This window comes from Paenibacillus wuxiensis (assembly GCF_040195695.1).
GTDB classification, from domain to species: Bacteria; Bacillota; Bacilli; order Paenibacillales; family Paenibacillaceae; genus Paenibacillus_B; species Paenibacillus_B suaedae.
The window spans coordinates 556837-578881 of record NZ_JBEFZI010000001.1; the positions used below are offsets into that span (position 1 = coordinate 556837).

Sequence of the window (22045 nt, forward strand, 5' to 3'; positions counted from 1 at the left end):
TCGAGGACGTATAACTGACTTGAAGCGTCACCTGCATGAAGTCGTTCGCAACCGCAATCTGCATCGAGAGCGCCGCAAGAAGACAGGAGCGTACCAGGTTGCGCTTGTCGGCTATACGAATGCGGGGAAGTCAACGCTGCTGCGGCAACTGACTCAGGCGGATGTGTATGTGGAGAACCAATTGTTTGCGACGCTTGATCCGACTTCTCGCCAGTGGGAGCTTCCTAGCGGGAAGGTAGTGGTATTAACAGATACGGTTGGCTTTATTCAAAATCTGCCTCATGATCTCGTAGCGGCTTTTCGTGCGACATTAGAGGAAGTGAATGAGGCTGATCTCATTTTGCATGTAATGGACGCTTCTTCGCAGATGCGAGAGGATCATATGCGGGTCGTAGAGGATATTTTGCAGCAATTAGGAGCGGGAGCCAAGCCGCAAATTGTTCTCTATAATAAGAAGGATCTGTGCACTCCAGAACAACGACAGATGCTGCCGCATGATAAAGATCACTTTATTATAAGCGCTTATGATGAAGGGGATCTGGAGCGTATTCGGCAGGCAGTGCAAGATCAATTGTCCGGCCAAACGGTTACCTACCGAATATCCGCGGATCGTGGGGATTTAATTGCCTTGATCTATCGACTGGGAGAGGTTCTGGAGCAGGAGATTGACGAGAATGATCTGCTGCTTAAGGTTCGGTTGGATCGGCTAGCTGCTGAGCAGCATGGATATAAGTTGAAAGATTACATCAATAAATAAGCTTTCCTTCATGGGAATGGATCAAGGGGAATGGATAAGATGCAATTTACAGCAAGACTGGAGCAATTGGAGCAGCAAATCGAAGAGAAGATTGCTGGGCAGGTACGGGGAATCGAGCGAATCGCAGAGCGGAATCAATGGAAGGTTATACAGGCGTTTCAGAAGCATCATGTGAGTGATTTTCACTTTGCGGGCTCGACGGGGTATGGCTACAATGACCGTGGACGCGAGGTGCTTGATGAGGTATATGCTCAAGTGTTCGGTGCGGAAGCGGGATTGGTGCGACCTCATTTTGTATCAGGCACACATACGATTGGGACGGCTCTGTTCGCCGTACTTCGCCCTGGCGATGAATTGTTATACATTACGGGTACACCGTACGACACGCTGCATAAGGTGATTGGCAAAGAGGATGATGGGACAGGCTCTCTGCGTGATTGGGGAGTATCCTATAATGAGGTGCCGCTGACTGAGGCTGGAGATGTAGATTGGGAGCAAGTGCGTGAAAGCATAACCGAGCGTACGAAAGTCATAGGCATTCAACGTTCACGCGGTTATGGATGGAGAGCATCCTTCACGGTTGAACAGATCGGTGAGATGGTACGGCAAGTAAAAGCGATTAAGCCGGATGTTGTTGTGTTCGTGGATAATTGCTACGGGGAATTTACAGAACTGCAGGAGCCGACGGAGCTAGGTGTTGATGTAATGGCCGGCTCGCTTATTAAGAACCCAGGAGGCGGTATTGCGGAAACAGGCGGTTACATTGTAGGTAAGCGCATGTATGTGGAAGCAGCGGCCTCTCGCTTAACTGCACCGGGAATTGGTGGAGAAGTTGGAGCTATGTTAGGGATGACACGTTCGATGTATCAAGGTCTCTTCTTAGCGCCGAGCATCGTTGGACAAGCAGTGCGAGGCAGTGTGTTTGCAGCAGCCTTGTTCGAGGAGCTTGGGTTTGAGACCTCACCGCATTGGAAGGCGCCTCGTACCGATTTGATTCAAGCCTTGCGATTCCATTCAGCCGATCATTTAATCGCGTTTGTGCAGGGGATTCAGAAAGCCTCGGCCGTTGATGCGCACGTCGTGCCTGAACCATGGGATATGCCTGGTTATGAGCATCCAGTCATTATGGCGGCAGGTACCTTCATTCAAGGAGGGAGCTTGGAGTTGTCTGCCGATGCGCCGATTCGTGAGCCATATACAGCTTACATGCAGGGTGGGCTTACGTATGCGCATGCGAAACTTGGAGCGCTGACAGCACTGCAAACCATGGTTGATCGAGGCTTGCTAGAGCTTTAAATATTATTTTTGTTAGATTTCCTGACATCCATTGACACGTTTGCTTCCAGGGGATAAAATGAGAACAAGAAAGGCATAACACGTACTCTGATCGGAGTAAATTCACTGATGAGCGACCGCGCGTAACAGGCGTTTGTTAAACTGGGATGTCAGTTAGCGCACACAGCACGTAAACTTTCTTTTATGACAAACTAGGAAGGTTGATAAGCAGTGGGAGATGAGATTCGCAGAAATATGGCGTTGTTTCCAATCGGCATCGTGATGAAGCTGACGGATTTGACGGCTCGTCAAATTCGTTACTACGAACAGCATGAATTAATTATGCCTGCTCGTACTTCTGGAAACCAGCGTCTCTTTTCCTTCAACGACGTAGAGCGATTGCTTGAAATCAAGACACTTATTGAAAAGGGAGTCAACATAGCAGGCATTAAGCAGGTACTGAATCCGGTAACGAAGGAATCGGAAGAGGCAACTGTGCTTAGTGAAGCTTCGGAGAGCAAACGCAAGGAATTGTCCGATCTCCAATTGCACCGCATGTTGAAGCAGCAGCTTATAGCCGGTAATAGACCGGGGCAAGTATCGCTGATCCAAGGCGAACTGTCTCGTTTCTTTACAAAATAGATATGAATCTAATCACGCTTATGGAGAAGGAGATGTTACCCTGTGGGTTATACCAGAGAAGACATTGAACGCATTGCGAAGGAACAAAATGTACGATTTATCCGTCTGCAATTTACGGATTTGCTCGGTACGATTAAGAATGTCGAAATTCCGGTAAGCCAATTGCCTAAGGCACTGGATAACAAAATGATGTTTGACGGTTCTTCAATTGAAGGTTATGTGCGCATTGAAGAATCCGATATGTATCTTGTCCCAGATTTGGATACTTGGGTTGTCTTCCCATGGGTAACGGAAGATCGTGTCGCTAGATTGATTTGCGACGTATACACAACGGATGGAACGCCGTTTGCAGGATGCCCGCGTGGAATTTTGAAGAAAGCCTTGAAGGAAGCAGAAGCACTTGGCTTCACGTCCATGAACGTAGGTCCGGAACCGGAATTCTTCTTGTTCAAGACGGACGACAAGGGCAATCCGACGATGGAACTGAACGACCAAGGCGGTTACTTCGACTTGGCACCGACGGATCTTGGTGAGAACTGCCGCCGCGAAATCGTATTGAAGCTGGAAGAGATGGGCTTCGAAATTGAAGCTTCTCACCATGAGGTGGCCCCTGGCCAGCATGAGATCGATTTCAAATATGCAGATGCAATTAAGGCAGCAGACCAAATTCAAACCTTCAAGCTCGTCGTGAAGACGATTGCTCGTCAGCATGGCTTGCACGCTACATTCATGGCGAAGCCGCTGTTCGGTGTGAACGGTTCAGGTATGCACTGTAACATCTCCTTGTTCAACGGTAAGGAGAATGCGTTCTACGATGAAAGCGATAAGCTTGGCTTGAGTCCGGCAGCACGTCAATTTATGGCGGGGGTATTGAAGCATGCTCGCGGATTTGCGGCAATCACGAATCCAACGGTCAACTCCTATAAGCGCTTAGTTCCTGGCTATGAAGCACCATGTTATGTGGCATGGTCTGCAAGCAACCGCAGTCCAATGGTTCGTATCCCAGCGTCCCGTGGTTTGAGCACGCGTGTTGAAGTTCGCAACCCGGATCCAGCGGCGAACCCGTACTTGGCTCTAGCGGTAATTTTAAAAGCAGGATTGGAAGGCATCAAGAAGAAGTCAGACCTTCCAGCTCCTACGGATCGTAACATTTACGTTATGACAGAAGAAGAACGTCTGGCTGAAGGCATCCCAAGCTTGCCATCCAGCTTGAAGGAAGCATTGGAAGAGCTTCTGCGCGACGAGACGATTTGCGATGCACTGGGTGATCATGCATTGCAGCACTTCTTGGAATTGAAAGAAATTGAATGGGATATGTACAGAACGCAAGTTCACCAATGGGAACGCGATCAATACATGACATTATACTAATTCATTTAAACCCTAGAGCCGTAAGGCTTCTGGGGTTTTTTATTTTGGGGGCAGGGGGATGTGGTGAATGTCTTTTTAGATTCGTAATAAAGCAAACAAAGGCGATTTTGACATACAAGTAGAAGCCTCATTTCTGCACGATAGATGACATTGCATCTGGATCGACCCCAGTTGAGAAAAAATCATTCAGGAATGATAAATGAAGCAAGACAGCTTGTGAGTTTTGAAAGTTTACACGTTCAATCTTGATCCCCCAGTAAGTGCGGTAACATAACAAAAGATAAGTTCTTTGGTATTTTCTAAATTAATGCTTGCATTTATTTCAATTGGGGCTTATTAGGGAGGGCATAGAGTGAACAACTTATACTATAGGGGCAAAGCCCAAGGGGAGAGTGTAGAACATGTGCGATTCCCTAAAAATTATGCGCGAAGTTTCAAAGGATACGACAGAAATGTGCTGAATTCATATGCTAGTGCTCGGAGTTCAAGAAAAGTTAGAAGCGCAGATAGGCAAACTAAAATAACTGTATGGGGGCAACGACCTTCTAGGGGATGGCTATATCATAAAGAACTGTAAGGAAAAAAATAAGTACACAATCAATTGAATATAGTTACACGAGCGGAATGAACAGAATGAATAAGGGTAACCTGAATGTAGATATTGAAAAGTTTGGAAAGATAAACGAGATTATCTCTGAACCTTGTGGTGCTTGACAACACAGGAGGGACGAGGAAGTTATATGGCACTAACTTGTGAAGATTAACCAGTACAGTTGTGATAAGGTAATTTACTGTCGCAATCATGTTCGGTTAGAAAGAAGTTTGTGAGGATCCCTGATACGATAGAAGATAGGTACATGCGTGAATACGTCAAGGACTTCCAGGTATACACCTTTGTTTTTGACCCACCAATTTTCAGGAAAAGCAAGAACTATAACCGTCAACAGTAATTTTTATTTTCTCATAATTGCCTGGGGTTACGCTGATAGGTTCAGATGGTTCGTTACTTAAATCTACCCGTCTTACTTCTTTCTTGCTTATTGCTTCCCATGTTTCATTTTTATAGACAAATATCTGATATTTCACATCATCTGTTGGGCCCGCTGCTCCTACGATTTGTACAAAACTCAAATGTAGTGTTTGAGGAAACGTGATTTCTAAACTTCCAGAAAAGAAGTCGGATGTGGGGCCCCATCGAGTGGTTAAATCACCATCAAACACATACTTAGCTAATTGATTATCAAAGTTATTACTATCTACTACCGTCGTACCTTTGGGCATTGGCGAAATTACGTTTGGCTACGAATTAAATGAAGTACCTGATCCAGAAAAACCAACAAATCCAGAGCCGACCAAAGGAAACAGAGCATTATTAGTAGTTACCATGACAACAGGTTTGGAGAAAGAATTCGACCTTAGCATGGAAGAAGTAAATGCCTTTATCACATGGTACGAAAATAAGCAGGCTGGATCGGGGACTGCTTCTTATGCAATCAACAAGCACAACAATAACAAAGGGCCATTCAACGCACGTAAAGACTACGTTATCTTTGATAAGATCCTAACGTTTGAAGTGAACGAGTATACAACTAAATAAACTCAATGCCGCTCCTATGGGGCGGTTTTTTCATTTCAGCCAAAAAAGGACGGATTTATTACCGTATAAAGTCGTGTTGTCATGGATTTACCGATGTAAGATAGTAACATAGACGCAAAGAGAACCACGATGACGCGAGGGTAATAACTCCGGGTACGGACGCAATGTAGCGATATACCGTACACAAACGGTGAAAACTGCGCAGCGTCTAATTAACTTGTTATTTATAACCTTCCTCCATAGTCGCTCCTTCGGGAGCGGTAATTTGTTGACTTTGCAGATATAAATATTTTTCAGCTCAGTGCCGATATAAGTTTAGTCAACAAGAAAAAAGGAGTGGCATTTTTGAAAACTATAAAGTTTTTATTGTGTGCAGTAATGATGTTCTCTCTTATTGCAGGTTCAGTATCTGCGCAAGAGGGAAAAAACGAAGTGGCTTTTTCTATTCCTGCAAACTCGTTTTGTGATGCATCGCATAAGGTTCAATTGTCATTGAACATAACTAACATTGGTGGCAATGCTGCTGATATTACTTTACAGTTGTATAACGAAGAAGGAGCTCCGATCTCTATAAAAGGTGACTCTCACAACGGAATAAAATCTAATATTACACTTGGAGCTTCTACTAATGTCGCACCTAAAAAAACGGTATTCTACCAAGCTAGTCTAGGGCAAAACTACTTTTCTTGTAAATAAATACCATATTATGGTACATTACAAGTAAAAGATTCGAGCAGTAAAGTAATTGCAAGTGGTTGGATAAGTGCCACTAACGGGAATACACCAATTATTATTAATTCTGGATTGCCGATAACTGGTAGTCAAGGAGGAAACGACGGCAATGGAGGCGAGGAAACGACGCCGCCATCTGATACGAATTTAGTTAAACCATTAGATTGCAAAGATCCTGAGAAGTCAATATTGGCATTTGCATCGAGTAAGTATAGTCAAAACTTCGTACCATGTCAGGCATTTGATGGTGATATTTATACAAGTTGGGCTACTAAGGATTATACAACTGCTGGATGGCTTGGGGTAGATTTCGGAGAACCCACTTTAGTGCAAAAATATGAAATTGCTGCAAGAACTAAAAGTATAGATGGAACTGGATCAGCACCTAATACCTGGACATTTGAGGGTAGTGACGATAAAGTCAACTGGACTGAATTGGATACACAAGTAGACCAAAAATCATGGGAATTCGGTGAAGCGAGAAGCTTTTTGACAAAGAACAAAAATAAGTACCGTTACTATCGAATAAATATTACTAAAAACAACGGTCTTGAGTTCTACACGGCTATTGGGGAATTACGTATGTTTTAATGAACAGATAAGAGTGTCCTTCTATGGATGCTCTTTTATTTTATGTTTTTGTTAACCTCCATAGCCGCTCCTTACGGAGCGGTACTTTTATTAAGATTAATAGAAAAAGTGATACACCTTAAGTTAAATAATGGTATTATATAGGAGGGAGTTGGAAAATAACTCTACTACATATGAAGGTGGGATACTATGAAAAAGTTTGTATCAACGCTTCTGGTATTCGCATTAATGTTTGTTTTATCAACTAGCGCTTTCGCGTCAAAAGGCTATGCTGACACTAAGGAAACTGCGGTGGAGTTAAACGGATTATCTCAAGCTGGTTCGTTCTTGGATTATCAGGACAGCGACTTTTACAAGTACACAAATAATACTGGAAGAACGATTGTGCTGAACTTTGTTGTTGAGCCGCAAGTAAGTTTTATTAACTATGATATCAGAGGGTATTTTCCTAATGGCGATATCCTTACGGCAAAAGATCAAGGTGCTGGCAACAAGGACATTATTTACGATGTAGAACTCCAGCCAGGAGAGGTTATTTACTTAGAAATTAAGGGTCATACAGTTAGAGACTTTGGAAGGGATGCCCCATATCGCATATACTACCTTTAAGCAAAGAAAGCCCTAATTAGCCACTGAACAATCAGTGGCTTTTTTCATAGGAGGAAATACCTTCCTTGTGTCGAAGTATGACGATATAGGGAGGTCAGAACAAAATGCACTTAACGAAAAGAGAAGTACAGCAAGCGGTGTTTAATTTTTTTTAAAGAATCCTCAGACTTCAACCGGTGCAATACACAAGTACATCGAAAACCTATTGAATGAAAGAGGATTAGCAGGGGAAGTAACTACTGGTAATCAGTATATGCGGGTTACTAGTCATATCTCTGTAAGCGCACAGGACGCCATGCTGGTAAATGAAGTGATATACGATCTTATTAGCGAAAGAGTGTTAACACCAGGCGTTGACGCTAGCAATTTAGAATTACCTTTCATATCTGTGACGTCCACAGAGAGACTGAATAGTCTTATTGAATAGTAGTAAGATTGAAGCACCTTAACGGGTGCTTTTTTATTTGTTCATAGATGGAGAAAGTTCGAAATAATAAGGGATGGAGGCTAAACGAAGAATGAAAGCAGCCGTAACCAGTAAAACGTATAGTATTCATGAGTTTTAAAAACGATATGGCTAGAGTTGCTGAATTGTCTAAACGAGTAACACCAGATGAAGTAGAAGCAGTTAAGTCATTAGCTCGTTCATTTGGATGCACAAGAATGGATGGTGAATCAAGTGAAATGGGTCGTTGTAAGGATATATAACGATTACGAAGTTTCTGTCGAAGAATTTGAAACATATGACGAAGCAAAAGCAGATTATGATTCGCGGAATAACGAGAATAGTTTGTTTGAGAAAATGTATCTTGCGAAAATTGAGGATAGCTCAGAACCAGGTCGGCAATAGGCGGCTTTTTATTTGCACCTAAATACACGATTGTTATATCAAAGCACGGTATTATATCCAATAAGTTTGCACTATATTACACAGTCACTCTAAGTAGTGGCTTTTTATTATGTATAGAAAGGATGAACAACAATGGGGACAGTAAACCTCAAAGATTTGGAGCCTGGTTCATACGTGTCAGTTAATGGAGAGATAACGACAAAGGAAAGAGTGGAGCAGCTCATTGCGTCTGGATACCGACTATCATCGCTCCACACTGTGTCTGAAGCATACATACAAGATGCCTTGGACGCGCTTCGCTGTGATCGGTTAGCGGGGAGGGAGCCTGAAGACTATTGCGCTCCAGATCCTAATGCCAAACGAATTATCTTTTAATAAGGAGGGTTGGACGTGGATAGAAGTTTAATGCGACGGTTAGTGAGAGTGTTTAATAACAAATTAAAAAAGAAATCAAATTACCACTATATTTGGTCATTATAGACCCCTAGTTGAAAACAGCTATAAAGTTTATCTTATATTTAATCCATTATCGATTTACATCAATGACTCTACTTCGAAATTGGTGGATAAAGAAGAAGGGGGAGGGGATTTTATGGTAATTGGAAATTCAGTAAAGAAAAGCTGCTTGCTCTTGTTGATGATTTGCACTGTTTTGGCTTTATTTGCTCCAAATGTACAAGCTGCAAATTCTTATACTTACAAGAAGCAGGAGGCAGAAAACGGAACAGTGTTGCACGTGATCAGTACTGATCCTAGCAACATTCAGTTTAAATTGCTTAATGAAAAAAGCACTCTCGCAGAATCTGGCTATTATGGAATAAATGGCGGATATTTTACTTTTGGGAAGAAAGATCAAACTCTCCACATTGCAGTGATGAACGATAAAACTGTTACAGGAAAAGGACAATGGGAATCCAACAGTGGTGGATATAACGGTATCAGCACAGGAAAGAAAAAAGGAGGAGGAACTATAGTTTGGGATGGCAAAACGGATACACTCTCTTTGCAAGATGTACATGGTATGGGAGATATCAAAGTTAGTAATAGAAACAATTATTGGGCTCAAGGTGGAGTTTCAATGAGTCTTAATGATGATAGAAATTGGAAGAAAATAGCCAATGACGAGGGTATTGCTGGAATGACGCAGAAAAAAGAAAGAACTGCAATGTTATTCATGGGTGGTAGTAAAATTTATCTTATTGTTACTAATGATCAGATAACAGCAAGTGATTTCAGAGATGCTATCAAAGATAAATACGGATCAGGTGCCAAAGCTATCTTCCTTGATGGTAGTTATTCTTCACAACTAAATTGCAAAGAAGAAACCATTGAAGGAAAGAAAAAAAGGGAACTACAACAAATTATTGTTTTAAAAAACACAAAATAGTTTGAAGAAAAGTCGCTGATTATTCAGCGGCTTTGTATATGTACATATTTTCTTATAGCGGCAAGAAAATGGAACAATTTTCAATAATTAATTTACTTAATATGCTAAATATTGATACTCTACTAGTGCATTTGGCAGCAATCATTGACTTTGGAAATAGAAGTGAGTCATCTGTGATAAATGGGGAAAGATCAACACCGACAAATGGAATGAATATTAGAGGTCTTTATGTACCAAATTGAGGAAGATTATATGTTCGAATCGGGAATGATCTTTCAACACTAATGAAAAGCACCTAACCGGTGCTTTTTTCATGGAGAGTTCAAAGATCAAACTACTGATCCAGTAGATAAAAGTATTGAAGTAGAGGATCATTTCGCCAGTACATGAAGTGGTTGAGACAGCTAACGTAAAAGTCACCATTAGGGATGAAAGGGTTAAGGATGATTAATGAAAAGTAGACAATTAGTTTAATATACAATTCTCTTCTTTTATTTACAAATATACCCTATTGAGTTAATATGTTGATATAGGGACAAAAACCCCTATTATATCAATGAGAGGGAAGTGAGACAATGAAAGCAAAAAAAATGTTTGTTGCGTTTTTGATGGCAGTAGTAATGGTAGTGACTTCACCTTCTGTTTTTGCATACACGGGTTTCGGCGATACCCTACAAGAAGCTGTGATGCTTTATAGATGGGGGTACTCATATGAAGACCAATTCACTTTACCAATTGATAATATCAATGACTATGATTACTATGTGATCGATTATACAAATGGTGATCAGAGTGCAATGGGTTTCCATATTAGCATGAAGCCTCAGCCAGGAGTTATTTACGATCTTCAGCTTATCGAAACAGATTCAAACGGGAGAATTATTAAAGTATCCGACTACAATGACAACACAATTGAGAAAAATATTTGGCATTCGCTTTATAATGGGCATAAGGCATACATCAGAGTATCCTCACATGGGTTTAATGATTACGGTAAAGATTACACTCTGAAGTTTAAGAGAGTTGTATAACTGATATAACACGAGTATGAGCCGTAGGGAATCCCGCGGCTCTTTTAGTGTACTTTGCTGTCCTAAATTTAGTTGTTTGTCCGTTGCTTGTAGTAATGATAGTCCCTTGTTAATGAACCCTCTATGCAATGTCAGAAGACAATCGGCGCATTCGCCCTAACCGCCGACATCGGCTTCGGTCGTTATTCGAATCAAATACCTGATTCGGTACGCTTTTATTCCGTTGGGATTCCATATGGCTTGCGAGGACGATAAAAGAGCGGAAAGGTTCCGATTTTCGAATCTACACGAAGCTGGATCTCCTCAGCTGTTCACAATAACACCACCTGTAGCATGAATGAATTGACCCGAAATATACGATGCGTCTTCCGATGCCAGAAATACATACGCGGGTGCGACCTCGCAAGGTTGCCCTGCACGTCCCATTGGATTTTTTCTCCCCACTTCGCGACTTGAGCGGCAGGAAAGGATGCGGGAATAAGAGGCGTCCATATGCTTCCTGGGACAACGCCGTTTACTCGAATGCCTCGGCTGTGCAACGATTTCGAGAGCGACCGCGTAAAAGCAACGATGGCGCCCTTGGTGGCTGAATAATCGATGAGCTGTTCATTCCCCTCATAGGCAGTGAGCGAGGCGGCATTGATAACGCTGCTTCCCTTTTTCATGTGGGGAAGGGCGGCCTTCGTTAAATAAAATACCGAGAAAAAATTGGTTCGAAACGTTCTTTCCATCTGTTCGGAAGTAATACTTTCTAAACTGGTCTGAACATGCTGCTCGGCCGCGTTATTCACAAGAATATCCAGCTTCCCGAATTGTGTGACAGTTTGTTCCACGATTTGTTTGCAAAAATCTTCTTGGCCAAGATCCCCGGCAATACACAGACATTTGCTCCCTTTTTGCTCGACAACCTGTTTGGTTTCTTCAGCATCCGTATGTTCGTTAAGATACACAATGACGACATCTGCGCCTTCTTTGGCGAAGGCTACCGCTATGGCTCGTCCTTGGCCGCTGTCTCCTCCGGTAATGATGGCCACTTTATTTTTAAGTTTGCCGCTCGGTTTGTAGTTCGGATCGTCATAAATGGGACGCGGGTTCATCAGAGACTCAATACCGGGCTGCTCATCTTGGTGCTGAAGTGGATAAGGAGGTTTGGGCATGGTTACGGAGGTAGGATGTTTTTCGGTTTCCGATGTCATAGAAGCATGCTCCTTTATTTTTGGAATTGAAAAATCCGGATGCGTTATTTTTGCCGTCGGGACATCGATGAGGTAAGGTTTGGAGGTTGATTTCGCTTCATCTAAGGCGATGCGAAGCTCATCATTCGTTTTCGCTCGTTTGGCTACCCATCCAGACGCTTTTGCAATTTTGACGAAATTCGGGTTCGAGATTTCCGTCCCAAATGGGCGAAGATGTTTCATCATCATTTTATCTTGTTCCATTTGCAGGGTTCCATTATTGAAAACGATGACTGTTATGGGAAGTCCGTAACGTGCGGCTGTAATCAAATCCGCCTGTACCATTCCTAATCCGCCGTCCCCTGTAACACAAATGACTTGCCTGTTCGGAAATGAACATTTTGCTGCCATTGCGGCCGCAATCCAAACCCCATCGTTCTCCAACGCTCCGACAACACCAAATGATGGGCGGTTCCCCTGAAGTTTCTTAGAAACCATAAGGTAACATCTCCTTCATCCAGCGCAATAATGGCGTCCTTGTCAATGTGTTGTTCAACGACACTGACGATCAATGCGGGATGAAGTGGTGACGATGAGATGGCGCGTTCTAGTTTATTTTGTTCATTCCAGACTTGTTTACAGTGGTTCACGAGCTGCAACCAATCTGGATTTGAACGGTAGTCTGACATGCCTTCTGTAAGTGCTTGGATTATCTCTGCGATATTACCGACGATCCCGACTTGTGACGGAATGACCTCGCCGATAGCTGATATCCGTTCTTCGATATGGATCACTTGCGCATTTTTAGGGACATGATATTCCGGCCACCAAGAGGTACCGATGGCAAGGACGACATCCGCTTGTTTGCATAAGTCGCTTGCAAAAGGATTCCCACCTTCGCCCAAACCGCCGAGCAGGTAAGGGTGAGAACCCGCAATTATCCCCTTTGCTCCATAACTCATAACAATTCCGCATCCCCAGCGATCAGCCAGTTTCCGGATCGCATCACAGGTATGATTTGCTCGATTGCCAGCAAGGATCAAGGGGCGTTTCGCCTTAAGCATAAGGTTCGCCGCTTGTTGGAGTTGGCTCTGTCCAGCTATTTGATTTATTATTCGAATAGGTTCGCGCGGTTGTGTCCCGCAGGGAAGTGTCCATAGATCGGAAGGGATGGAAAGATGAACAGGAATTGCCTGTTCCTTTGCCGTAAACATGGCCTGTGCTAAGGTGTCAACGACTGCATTAGGATGAACGACAATTCGGCTGAACCCGGTAATCGCCTGAACTAGTCCCTGCTGATCAATATACTGCTTATACGTTGTTCCGATCTTGGGGGTAGGCGCTTGACCTGATATGGCCAAGACGGGAACGCGATCTAAGTATGCATCTCCTAGGCCAGTCATTAAATTAGTCAAACCAGGTCCCATTTGCGCGGCGCATACTCCGATTCGACCGGTTAATTTGGCTTCGGCAGACGCCATCATGGCAGCGACAGACTCATGTTTTACCCCAATCCATTCCAAATCATTCTGTCGTGAGAGACCTTCCATCAATCCAAAAATGGCATCCCCGATCACCCCGTAAATCCGCTTAACGCCCCATAATTTCAGTTGGTTGATAATCACATCCGCAACCTTTTGAGTTTCGGTTCCTTCCTGCAATTGATTTCCTTTGGAAACTTCCGGGAATATACTCATTTTGGCGCCAGCTCCTTGCCTTTTTCTTAGTATGGATGCGCAGCCTGTTTATTATGAACAAGCTTGGATGAATGTTACGGTTGCTTCGTCGGTTTTGATAGTGAATAAAGATATGAGAAAAAGCACTTTAGTGAGTGCTTTTTCTATTTCTATGAAAAGAGCCGCTCATATGGCAGGAGACCCACAAGCTCCTCTTTCTAGAAGCATGGACGCATGCCGGGGATATAGACGAAGATATAGCCAAAAATAGCGTGGATTAATCGACCTTTTGAGAATGGGTCAAGAAGTATTCGGCACTTTCTACAGTCCATAAAATGAGGCAAGGAGGTAGCAGATGTTGAAGTAGAAAATGAGCTGTTTAAGCGCACTTGTTAGGCCGTTTTACCTATGTGTCGGTGCATAGAAGCTGCAGGCTATCTGATGATAGCTTGGAATGGGAATGTGAATACGGTGTCTATCCGAAAACAATGAGCATGGTTTATACGGAATATGAAACAGGCTTAAATAAAGCACTGCGGGAACGGAAGTCTGTGGATCTAAGTATTTTTTACAATGAATAGGGTATAGCCGAGACACGCACATAACTACCTTAATACTATATGTATTGTATCTAGCGAGAGGAGGGCATCTCAAATGAGTGAAATTGGTCATCATCATCGCTTTACTTCTACAGCCATAATATTGGTTCTGTTTATTTTGTTGGTCATTGTACTCTGTGGCAGCTTTTGTTAATTTGATAAAAGGATCTGAGCTCACACAATTCCCCCATAGGCATTTCACGAGATCAAATTTACTAATGACGCATCTTCAGCATTGATAACTTGAATATCCTGTTGTCGAGGGGGCATAAAGGCCAGTTCGAATAAGAGCCAATTCAATGGACGGAGTCGTGGAATTCTACCCTTTGAAGGGGCAACACCGCCTAATTATTTCAGTATAGGAAATAGCCGGGTCAGAATGAAGGTAACATTTATACGATGTAAATGTGCCAAACGAGAGGAGGTTAACGCATATGGGTGAAGTTGTTGGAGGTTTCTCATGTGGATTTGGAGGTTTCACTTCGATTGGTGTAATCTTGGTCTTGTTCATTTTGTTGGTTATCATTTCCCGTTCGTTTATTTTTTAACATCTAAGTAGATTGATTTCATAGCTCTGTATCTGTACACTGCAAATCTGTTTGAAATACTGGTGTTGTGCCGGCACACCGGTAAGCAAATAAGAGCCGTATGGGCATCCCCAGGCTCTTATTTCTTTTTCCTAGATGTAATTTTCCATTATCCCCAAAATCCATCCATAGCGGTGTCCTTCGTAAATACAACAGTATTTGGATCGATTCAATCAAATGATTCGTAACGAGCTGTGAAAGATGCAATTTAATTTGATTTACTGATTGTTATCCATTATAATATTTTCAATTATATATGAACGGATCAACGATGTTGATGAAGAGCAAGTACGTATCAGATAATGAGGTTCAGAGAGTCGGTGGATGCTGTGAACCGATCCTCACCTGATGCCGAATGGGCTTCTGAATCGCTAACAGCGATTAAAAAGGTGGTACCACGAAAACCTTGTCCTTTATTGGGCGAGGTTTTTTATATTACTTGAAAGGGGTGATGGCCATGGATGATGGTTGGTGGCTCACAAGATTGCATTTCAGAAATAACATTATGAGGAGGAACATAAGTGAAAGAACGAATTTTGACAGGCGATCGGATTACAGGAAAACTGCACCTTGGCCATTACGTTGGCAGTTTAAAAAATCGTGTGGAGTTGCAAAACCAATACGAAACTTTTTTAATACTTGCAGATGTTCAAGCTCTGACTACTCATTTTGAAAAACCTGAATCAATTAAACAAAACTTGCGCAATGTGGCATTGGACTATTTATCAGCAGGTATTAACCCTGATAGCGCAACAATATTTATTCAGAGTTTGATCCCAGAGATTGCTGAATTAACCACTTATTTTTCCATGTTTGTTACGGTCAATTCGTTACGTCACAATCCTACTATAAAGGCGGAAGCCACAGAACGGGGATTCCATGATGTGTATTACGGGTTCCTAGGCTACCCCGTAAGTCAGGCGGCTGATATTACCTTTTGTAAGGCGATTTTGGTTCCAGTAGGAGAAGACCAAATTCCTCATATCGAACAAACAAGGAAAATTGTCCGGCGGTTTAATCAACTCTATAAACCTGTGTTAGTGGAACCAAAACCACTCGTTGGTGATGTTCCACGACTGGTCGGATTAGATGGAAATAATAAAATGAGCAAAAGTCTAGGAAACACGATTAATTTGGACTCCACTCAAGAAGAGGTTAGTGAGAAGCTGAAGAAAGCGACAACTGATCCTGCGCGGATCCATAAAACGGATATCGGACATCCTGAAATTTGCCCAGTCTACGCTTATCATCAAGCATTTCGTAAAGAAGGCTCCGATGAGATTTATGAAAGTTGTAAAAAGGGGCAGATTGGATGTATGGAATGCAAACGAAAGATATCGCAAAGTATCAACCATTTACTTGAACCAATGAGAGAACGGAGAAGAATGTATCAAAACGATCCCAAAAAGGTCGATGAAATTCTTATGTCGGGTACAGAAAAAGCACGCCTTGTAGCAAAAGAAACGATGTTAGAAATACGTGATGCAATGAGTATGAACTATTTCTAAGCTGATTGTTTGTTGTACCCAATAGAGTATTAACTTTATACATTCAACCCTTAGAAGATAAACAGCCAATTTCCTACATGTTAGGGATATTGGCTGTTTGCTCAGTTATATCACTCGAATGAAATAGTGTACTTAAATAGAACGCAAGTTTCACCGATGGGAACGAAATCAATACATGACATTATTTGCAGTTGAGTTGGATAAACGAGGTGAGGAATTTAATGTACGTGCATTATCTGATCACCCAGGAACGATTGTAACGAATTCACCTCAGAATTTATCGGATGAAGAAATGCACTCAAATGGAGCTTTTGAGTAGTTAAATATGATGAAGTATTTACGTCCTCTTACATACATATCAATAGGGGTTCATTTTTAGTATGTGTCAACTTGCCTAAAATTTTCAAGTTTGTCATGCATAAATATATAATATTATGTATTTATATAGTATAGTGTATATTGGCTAGCAACTATTACATATAGAAAGTAGTGTTGGAAATTGAATCTTTTCTTCACGTATTTACTAGCGGGGCTTGCCGTTGCAATGCCTGTAGGTGCCATGACCGTTGAAATGACGAAGCAAGGGATGAAAAAGGGATTTATGCATGGCTGGGCTGTTGGATTAGGTGGGATGACCATTGACTTTTTATTAATCGTTGCCTTATATATGGGCTTGGCTTCCGTGCTTGCCATCCCTGTTATTCAAATCCCTATGTGGCTTATCGGAGCATGCTTTTTAATTTATTTAGGCTATGATTCCATCAAAAACTCGGATCAAGGCATTACATTGGCCGGCGATAAACCAAATGCATCATTTTTCAGTTCCTACCGAAATGGACTGCTCGTCGCTATATCGCCAGGTAATCTTGTATTTTGGATTTCCGTTTTTGGTGCGGTGCTATCTGATTCGTATGATACGACACAACCGGCAAAATTTCTAATCGTAGGTGCAGGAATATTAGCTGGTATCCTCCTCCATGATGTTGGGTTGCTTGCCATTGTGGCTGCCACGAGAAGAGTAATGAGCCGAACTATGATTAAGCGGATGTCTATTATCGCAGGACTGATTTTATTTGGGTTCGCGGGGTATTTCTTATATGAGTTTTTAGTAGCAATTCAAGGAATACTGTAACAAAACCTAGAGCTGTTAGGGCTCTAGGTTTTTTGCTTTTGTATTTAAAAGGTTGTGTTTTACTTCTGAAATGTCGACTCATTGAAGCGAGTATGACTATTTCTCTTGAAGTGTCCTCCTTTTACATGCTTCAGATGGGCGACGATCATGAAGGAAACGATCACAAGCAAAAACCATGAGCTGAATTTTCCCCACTTTACGAGATTCCAGCCGTTCGTCTGATGTGGATAATACCATGCGCCCAAGAAAGTCCCGATGTTTTCAGCCACCCATATAAAAAATCCGATTAAGACGAACGACAGAACAATCGGCATTCTTCGTGTCACGCCTAATACGGTATATTCCACGTAGGTTCTAAAGAAGATGACGAATAGCAAAATCATCAAAACCCAACGCAAATCGTAAATGAAGTGATGAGTCATGAAGTTGAAGTAAATCGCCGCACCTAGCGGAATCGTTAACCAAGCAGAAGGGTATCGATTTACCTTGACCTGCAGTCGTCGCCACGCTTGACATAAGTAACTTGCCACACTTGCGTACATAAATCCGCTATATAGAGGAACACCCAGTATTTTAGACCAACCGTCTTCCGGATAGCCCCATGATCCCATGTGGATTTTAAATATTTCAAGTGCAAGACCGATGAAATGGAACATACAGATTACTTTACATTCATCCATTGTTTCTATCCCAAACCGGATCATTAGAACCTGCGCCAAGATACAAACAAGCAATAGGAAATCATAACGATGCATGAATGGAATGTCAATGACCTTCGTGAGTGCCAACATCGCGAAAATATAAGCGGGGAACAAGCAGGACATTGCCTGGTGCCAGCCAAAATTGAGGAATGATTTTAGTTTGAAAAAGTTATTCATAGTTATCTCCTACCTTGTGTTCGTGAAAATGAATTTTGAACAGTTATACGAGGTGTATCATTAGGTATTATCCTATTCAAATACATGCTTTTAGTCAATAAAAAATTATTGTTATACAATAAATATTTATTGCTAAAGTTGATGTGTGTATATATTCGATGTGGTATAAATCTCTCGAACGAATAGGGTTCATAAGAGTGGACAGTGGTGAGGTTGTTACGGTGAAGATAAGGAGAGAAAGTCGAATTTTATGAATAGAAAAGAGCGTTAATTTTAACTTCCAACTTAATAGGCCAAATATGGATGCAAACAGAAGTGTTCCGTATTGGGTTTTCGTTATACCCGGTCTTGTTCATAAGGCCACTCCTGCAAATGAAAGGTACTGCTTCTTTTCTAGATGAGATTGTTCAGGTACTGTTCAGCAAATGAGTTGAAATAATGAGAAAGCAAAAATGCCTCGCTCCCTTCTTAAAAAGAAGAGAACGAGGCATCAATGTAATGTCTTAATGAAAATCACGGAACAAACCAATAACTTTGCCCAGAATCGTTACATGCTGTAAGCGAATCGGTTCATAGGTTGGATTTTCAGGCTGCAAGCGGATATGATCCTTCTCACGATAGAATGTCTTAACCGTTGCTTCATCTTCTTCAGTCATGGCTACAACGATATCACCGTTGTTCGCTGTCTGCTGCTGACGCACGATGACAAAGTCGCCATTATGTATACCAGCCTCAATCATGCTGTTACCCATGACCGACAACATGAATACATTCTCGTCATCTCCCACCATATGCATAGGAAGAGGGAAGTAATCTTCAATATTCTCTGTTGCGGTAATTGGCTCGCCTGCAGTTACTTTCCCAACGACCGGCACGCGTGCGAAGGAGCGAGAGAAGTCTGTTGAACGTTCAGATTGATCATGGCTAAGCAGTTCAATAGCACGAGGCTTCGTAGGGTCACGGCGAATGAATCCCTTCTTCTCGAGTCGATCAAGATGACCGTGAACAGTGGAACTGGATGCTAGACCAACGGCTTCGCCTATTTCACGAACAGAAGGCGGATAACCTTTAGCTCGAACTTCATCACGTATAAAATCAAGGATAGCTTGTTGACGACTTGATATTTTAGACAAGGGTATCAACTCCAATGAATACTCTTTTGACAAAATTATACCACAGAACCTCCGTTCGTACAAACATAAGTTCTAAAGATTCTGCAGAAAAAGATTGTGAGAAGTTCGTAAATTACGAGAGAGAAACAAGAGAAAGTTAAATGAGGCTAAATGCTTATTTTTCGATAATATAAAAAGGGGAACGAACGTTCTAAAAAAACATTGACTCAAACGTGTGTTCGTGTTAGATTAAATTATACAAGATAACAGAACAAGTGTTTGGGAGATGAGTCATTTATGATGTATACAACATATCGTTCAATCTATAAGGTGTCGACAACAGCTTCACAACCTATTCAGAAGAAGCGTTTGTTTCCTTTACGTGTTCGATTCATCATGAGCCTGATTGTATTGTTGTTCATTACTTGTGGAAGCATTGTTCAAGCGCTTGGCATGGATGATAGCCAAACGGAAATTGTAAATGGAGCTGCTGTGGAGCGCGTACTTGTTCAGCCTGGAGATACACTCTGGGGGATTGCATCCTCTTATAAGCCAGAACATACGGATACGCGTCAGTTTATATATGAAATCGTTGAGATGAATCAATTGAAAGGTGATATCTTACCGGCAGGAGAAGTATTGCTCGTTCCGATCCGATGAGTCGGGGTCATTGTCGAATTTACGGTTGAGAAGCTTTGCATTCCGATACATAAGAGCAGAAGGTTGGAGGCCCGAAGAGGCCTCTTTTTTGCGATATAAAAGCTTTCTTGCTGCTTGCTTGACAAGCTGTTACCTCCATGTCAAAGTAGAACATATGCTTACACACATGGAGGTACCTGATGAATATCGACAAGCTTATTGCACGAATTAATGAATTGGCCCGCAAACATAAGACAGTTGGGCTGAGCGATGAGGAAATGGAAGAACGCGCGAAACTGCGCGAGGAATATTTGGTTCTATTCCGCAAGCAGGTACGCAATCAATTAGACACTATTCGCTATGTAGAAGATGAAGAAGGAACAGATAACTCTGGATCGAACGGGATCGTTCATTAAATGAACCTTCATCGATAACGATGGATTCACATTATTCGTTTACTATACAGGGGGTTGCGAATTCATGTCTCGCAGTTGGGAACGTAAAGTCCGTCAAAATAGTGAAAAGTTAAACAAACAGCGAATGAAGCAAGGCAAGCCGACGTTCGCTGCTGGCAAGCCTGCGCACGAAGAGTTTAAAGGACGCAACTTCATTATGCCAATCGCTTTGATCGCCTTCGCCATTATGTATGGATTGTTGGGCGGTATCATTACGGACAATCAATATCCAACTCTATATTGGATCACAATCGTGTGTTACGTCGGATTGGGGATTATATTATTCCTGAGAAGACCATTTCTTCGTGTTGGAGCAGGTGAGGTATCTACGATTCGCTGGAATCGTCTCCGTACTCTCTCTGCAAAGGATATGAAGAAAATTGCGATCCAACCTGGTTATGTTGTTATTGAACACACGGGGAAAGGTGCGAATTGGATTTTCTCGCGAGTGCTGAATCGTTATGATACGAATGCAATGGGGGAACGTCTTCGTTCCTTTGCAAATCAACATAAGATTGAATTCGAAGATACATCGAAGAAAGACTCGAAAAAATAGAGAAATCCGATATAGAGGATTCGTTATCATTGTCGCTGTGATGGGAGAGATGAAACTTGGCTATTCGTGCTGTACTGTTCGACCTGGATGATACTTTGTTATGGGATGAGCGTTGTGTTGAGGAAGCTTTTGCTGCAACTTGTAAATACGCGCAAGATAAGACTGGGGTCAATGCAGAACAATTGGAAGCATTCGTTCGTCAAGCTGCTCGTGAATTGTTTGCCTCTTATGAGACTTATCCTTTCACACAGAATATTGGGATTAATCCCTTTGAAGCGCTGTGGGGGAGATTCGCGGAGGGAGAACATCCTGAATTTCGATTGTTGGAACAGCTTGCGCCGATGTATCGACAATCTGCATGGACACAAGGTCTTCAAGCCGCTGGTCAACCTAATGATGCATTAGGTGCCGAGCTGGCGGAGCGATTTATGAGTGAACGTCGTTCTCGTTCGTATGTGTACGATGAGACTTATGAGGTGCTGCGACAATTGATTGCGCAATATCCTCTATTGTTGTTAACGAACGGATCGCCTGATTTGCAGCAGGAGAAGCTGAATGGAGAGCGTGAGCTTCTATCCTATTTCGATCATATCGTTATCTCTGGACATCATCCACAAGGGAAGCCTGATCCAGAGCTGTTCAAGCACACGATGTCATTGCTCGGCATCGAACCGCATGAAGGGATCATGATTGGCGACAAATTAACGACGGATATTCTAGGCGCGCAGAATGTTGGCATGCATCATGCGTGGCTGAACCGCAAAGGCGTTGAATTGTCTGGCAATATTCACCCTGAATATACGATTGCAAGCTTGCGTGAAATTGAGCAAATTATTGATGAGATAAATTCGAAGGAATCATAAATCGGCGGGAATGTAATTACTTA

General features: G+C 42.3%; 21 protein-coding genes and 3 pseudogenes. 18 read left to right on the top strand and 6 right to left on the bottom strand.

Going from position 1 to position 22045, the window contains the following annotated elements; all coding sequences use genetic code 11:
• The 4 genes from hflX to glnA all read left to right on the top strand — a co-directional run.
• Nucleotides 1-757, top strand: a 757-nt coding sequence (gene hflX, locus ABN764_RS02520) for a GTPase HflX (protein WP_446670809.1), incomplete at its 5' end; no start/stop codon positions are given.
• A gap of 30 nt (nt 758-787) precedes the next feature.
• A complete protein-coding gene (locus ABN764_RS02525) occupies nt 788-2053 on the top strand; it encodes a methionine gamma-lyase family protein (protein WP_446670810.1) in 1266 nt (421 codons plus the stop codon).
• A gap of 210 nt (nt 2054-2263) precedes the next feature.
• Complete coding sequence (locus tag ABN764_RS02530; RefSeq protein ID WP_065293010.1) at nt 2264-2674, top strand: MerR family transcriptional regulator; 411 nt, start codon at nt 2264-2266, stop codon at nt 2672-2674.
• Nucleotides 2675-2716: 42 nt separating this feature from the next.
• The gene (gene glnA, locus ABN764_RS02535) at nt 2717-4045 is read left to right on the top strand and encodes a type I glutamate--ammonia ligase (protein WP_021253928.1); all 1329 of its coding nucleotides are present in this window, start codon (nt 2717-2719) and stop codon (nt 4043-4045) included.
• 915 nt (nt 4046-4960) lie between these two features.
• On the opposite strand, the gene ABN764_RS02540 is transcribed toward glnA, so the two are convergent.
• Nucleotides 4961-5326 (bottom strand): hypothetical protein, encoded by a 366-nt coding sequence (locus tag ABN764_RS02540; protein ID WP_446670811.1) that lies wholly within the window; start codon nt 5324-5326, stop codon nt 4961-4963.
• A 58-nt stretch (nt 5327-5384) separates the two neighbouring features.
• Between ABN764_RS02540 and ABN764_RS02545 the strand changes: the two are divergent.
• From ABN764_RS02545 to ABN764_RS02575, 7 genes and pseudogenes are all read left to right on the top strand, one after another.
• Nucleotides 5385-5642: pseudogene (locus ABN764_RS02545) on the top strand (ran-binding protein 10); the annotation flags it as partial.
• A 345-nt stretch (nt 5643-5987) separates the two neighbouring features.
• Nucleotides 5988-6338 (top strand): hypothetical protein, encoded by a 351-nt coding sequence (locus tag ABN764_RS02550; protein WP_446670812.1) that lies wholly within the window; start codon nt 5988-5990, stop codon nt 6336-6338.
• A gap of 225 nt (nt 6339-6563) precedes the next feature.
• Nucleotides 6564-6965 (top strand): discoidin domain-containing protein, encoded by a 402-nt coding sequence (locus ABN764_RS02555; RefSeq protein WP_446670813.1) that lies wholly within the window; start codon nt 6564-6566, stop codon nt 6963-6965.
• A 189-nt stretch (nt 6966-7154) separates the two neighbouring features.
• Nucleotides 7155-7574 (top strand): hypothetical protein, encoded by a 420-nt coding sequence (locus tag ABN764_RS02560; protein WP_072728376.1) that lies wholly within the window; start codon nt 7155-7157, stop codon nt 7572-7574.
• A gap of 982 nt (nt 7575-8556) precedes the next feature.
• Complete coding sequence (locus ABN764_RS02565) at nt 8557-8799, top strand: hypothetical protein (RefSeq protein WP_446670814.1); 243 nt, start codon at nt 8557-8559, stop codon at nt 8797-8799.
• A 217-nt stretch (nt 8800-9016) separates the two neighbouring features.
• Nucleotides 9017-9811, top strand: a complete 795-nt coding sequence (locus ABN764_RS02570) for a phosphodiester glycosidase family protein (RefSeq protein ID WP_446670815.1) — start codon at nt 9017-9019, stop codon at nt 9809-9811.
• A gap of 575 nt (nt 9812-10386) precedes the next feature.
• On the top strand, nt 10387-10842 hold the full coding sequence (locus ABN764_RS02575) for a hypothetical protein (RefSeq protein ID WP_174807506.1): 456 nt from the start codon (nt 10387-10389) through the stop codon (nt 10840-10842).
• A 303-nt stretch (nt 10843-11145) separates the two neighbouring features.
• Here ABN764_RS02575 and ABN764_RS02580 read toward each other — a convergent pair.
• The 3 genes and pseudogenes from ABN764_RS02580 to ABN764_RS02590 all read right to left on the bottom strand — a co-directional run bounded on the left by ABN764_RS02580 (nt 11146) and on the right by ABN764_RS02590 (nt 13714).
• Nucleotides 11146-11999 (bottom strand): annotated as a pseudogene (locus ABN764_RS02580) (SDR family oxidoreductase).
• 159 nt (nt 12000-12158) lie between these two features.
• Nucleotides 12159-12428, bottom strand: a pseudogene (locus ABN764_RS02585) (thiamine pyrophosphate-dependent enzyme); the annotation flags it as partial.
• Complete coding sequence (locus ABN764_RS02590) at nt 12365-13714, bottom strand: thiamine pyrophosphate-binding protein (protein ID WP_446670816.1); 1350 nt, start codon at nt 13712-13714, stop codon at nt 12365-12367. The pseudogene ABN764_RS02585 and the gene ABN764_RS02590, both read right to left, overlap by 64 nt.
• Nucleotides 13715-14726: 1012 nt before the next feature.
• Here ABN764_RS02590 and ABN764_RS02595 point away from each other — a divergent pair.
• The 3 genes from ABN764_RS02595 (at nt 14727) to ABN764_RS02605 (ending at nt 17519) form a co-directional block, all read left to right on the top strand.
• The gene (locus ABN764_RS02595; RefSeq protein ID WP_028533055.1) at nt 14727-14840 is read left to right on the top strand and encodes a hypothetical protein; all 114 of its coding nucleotides are present in this window, start codon (nt 14727-14729) and stop codon (nt 14838-14840) included.
• Nucleotides 14841-15400: 560 nt separating this feature from the next.
• The gene (gene trpS / locus ABN764_RS02600) at nt 15401-16387 is read left to right on the top strand and encodes a tryptophan--tRNA ligase (protein ID WP_446670817.1); all 987 of its coding nucleotides are present in this window, start codon (nt 15401-15403) and stop codon (nt 16385-16387) included.
• A 499-nt stretch (nt 16388-16886) separates the two neighbouring features.
• The gene (locus ABN764_RS02605) at nt 16887-17519 is read left to right on the top strand and encodes a LysE family translocator (RefSeq protein WP_174807503.1); all 633 of its coding nucleotides are present in this window, start codon (nt 16887-16889) and stop codon (nt 17517-17519) included.
• Between the two features lie 59 nt (nt 17520-17578).
• On the opposite strand, the gene ABN764_RS02610 is transcribed toward ABN764_RS02605, so the two are convergent.
• Nucleotides 17579-18397: a DUF817 domain-containing protein gene (locus ABN764_RS02610; RefSeq protein WP_021253919.1), complete on the bottom strand. Its 819-nt coding sequence runs from the start codon at nt 18395-18397 to the stop codon at nt 17579-17581.
• Between the two features lie 503 nt (nt 18398-18900).
• Nucleotides 18901-19530 carry a transcriptional repressor LexA gene (gene lexA / locus ABN764_RS02615; protein ID WP_021253918.1) on the bottom strand — a complete coding sequence of 210 codons (630 nt, stop codon included), beginning with the start codon at nt 19528-19530 and terminating at the stop codon, nt 18901-18903.
• 276 nt (nt 19531-19806) lie between these two features.
• On the opposite strand from lexA, the gene ABN764_RS02620 reads away from it, so the two are divergent.
• The 4 genes from ABN764_RS02620 to ABN764_RS02635 all read left to right on the top strand — a co-directional run bounded on the left by ABN764_RS02620 (nt 19807) and on the right by ABN764_RS02635 (nt 22022).
• On the top strand, nt 19807-20169 hold the full coding sequence (locus ABN764_RS02620) for a LysM peptidoglycan-binding domain-containing protein (RefSeq protein WP_021253917.1): 363 nt from the start codon (nt 19807-19809) through the stop codon (nt 20167-20169).
• A 179-nt stretch (nt 20170-20348) separates the two neighbouring features.
• Nucleotides 20349-20564: a DUF896 domain-containing protein gene (locus tag ABN764_RS02625; protein WP_021253916.1), complete on the top strand. Its 216-nt coding sequence runs from the start codon at nt 20349-20351 to the stop codon at nt 20562-20564.
• Between the two features lie 64 nt (nt 20565-20628).
• Nucleotides 20629-21159 (top strand): methyltransferase, encoded by a 531-nt coding sequence (locus ABN764_RS02630; protein ID WP_446670818.1) that lies wholly within the window; start codon nt 20629-20631, stop codon nt 21157-21159.
• A gap of 56 nt (nt 21160-21215) precedes the next feature.
• The gene (locus ABN764_RS02635; RefSeq protein WP_446670819.1) at nt 21216-22022 is read left to right on the top strand and encodes an HAD family hydrolase; all 807 of its coding nucleotides are present in this window, start codon (nt 21216-21218) and stop codon (nt 22020-22022) included.
• Nucleotides 22023-22045: the final 23 nt, after the last annotated feature.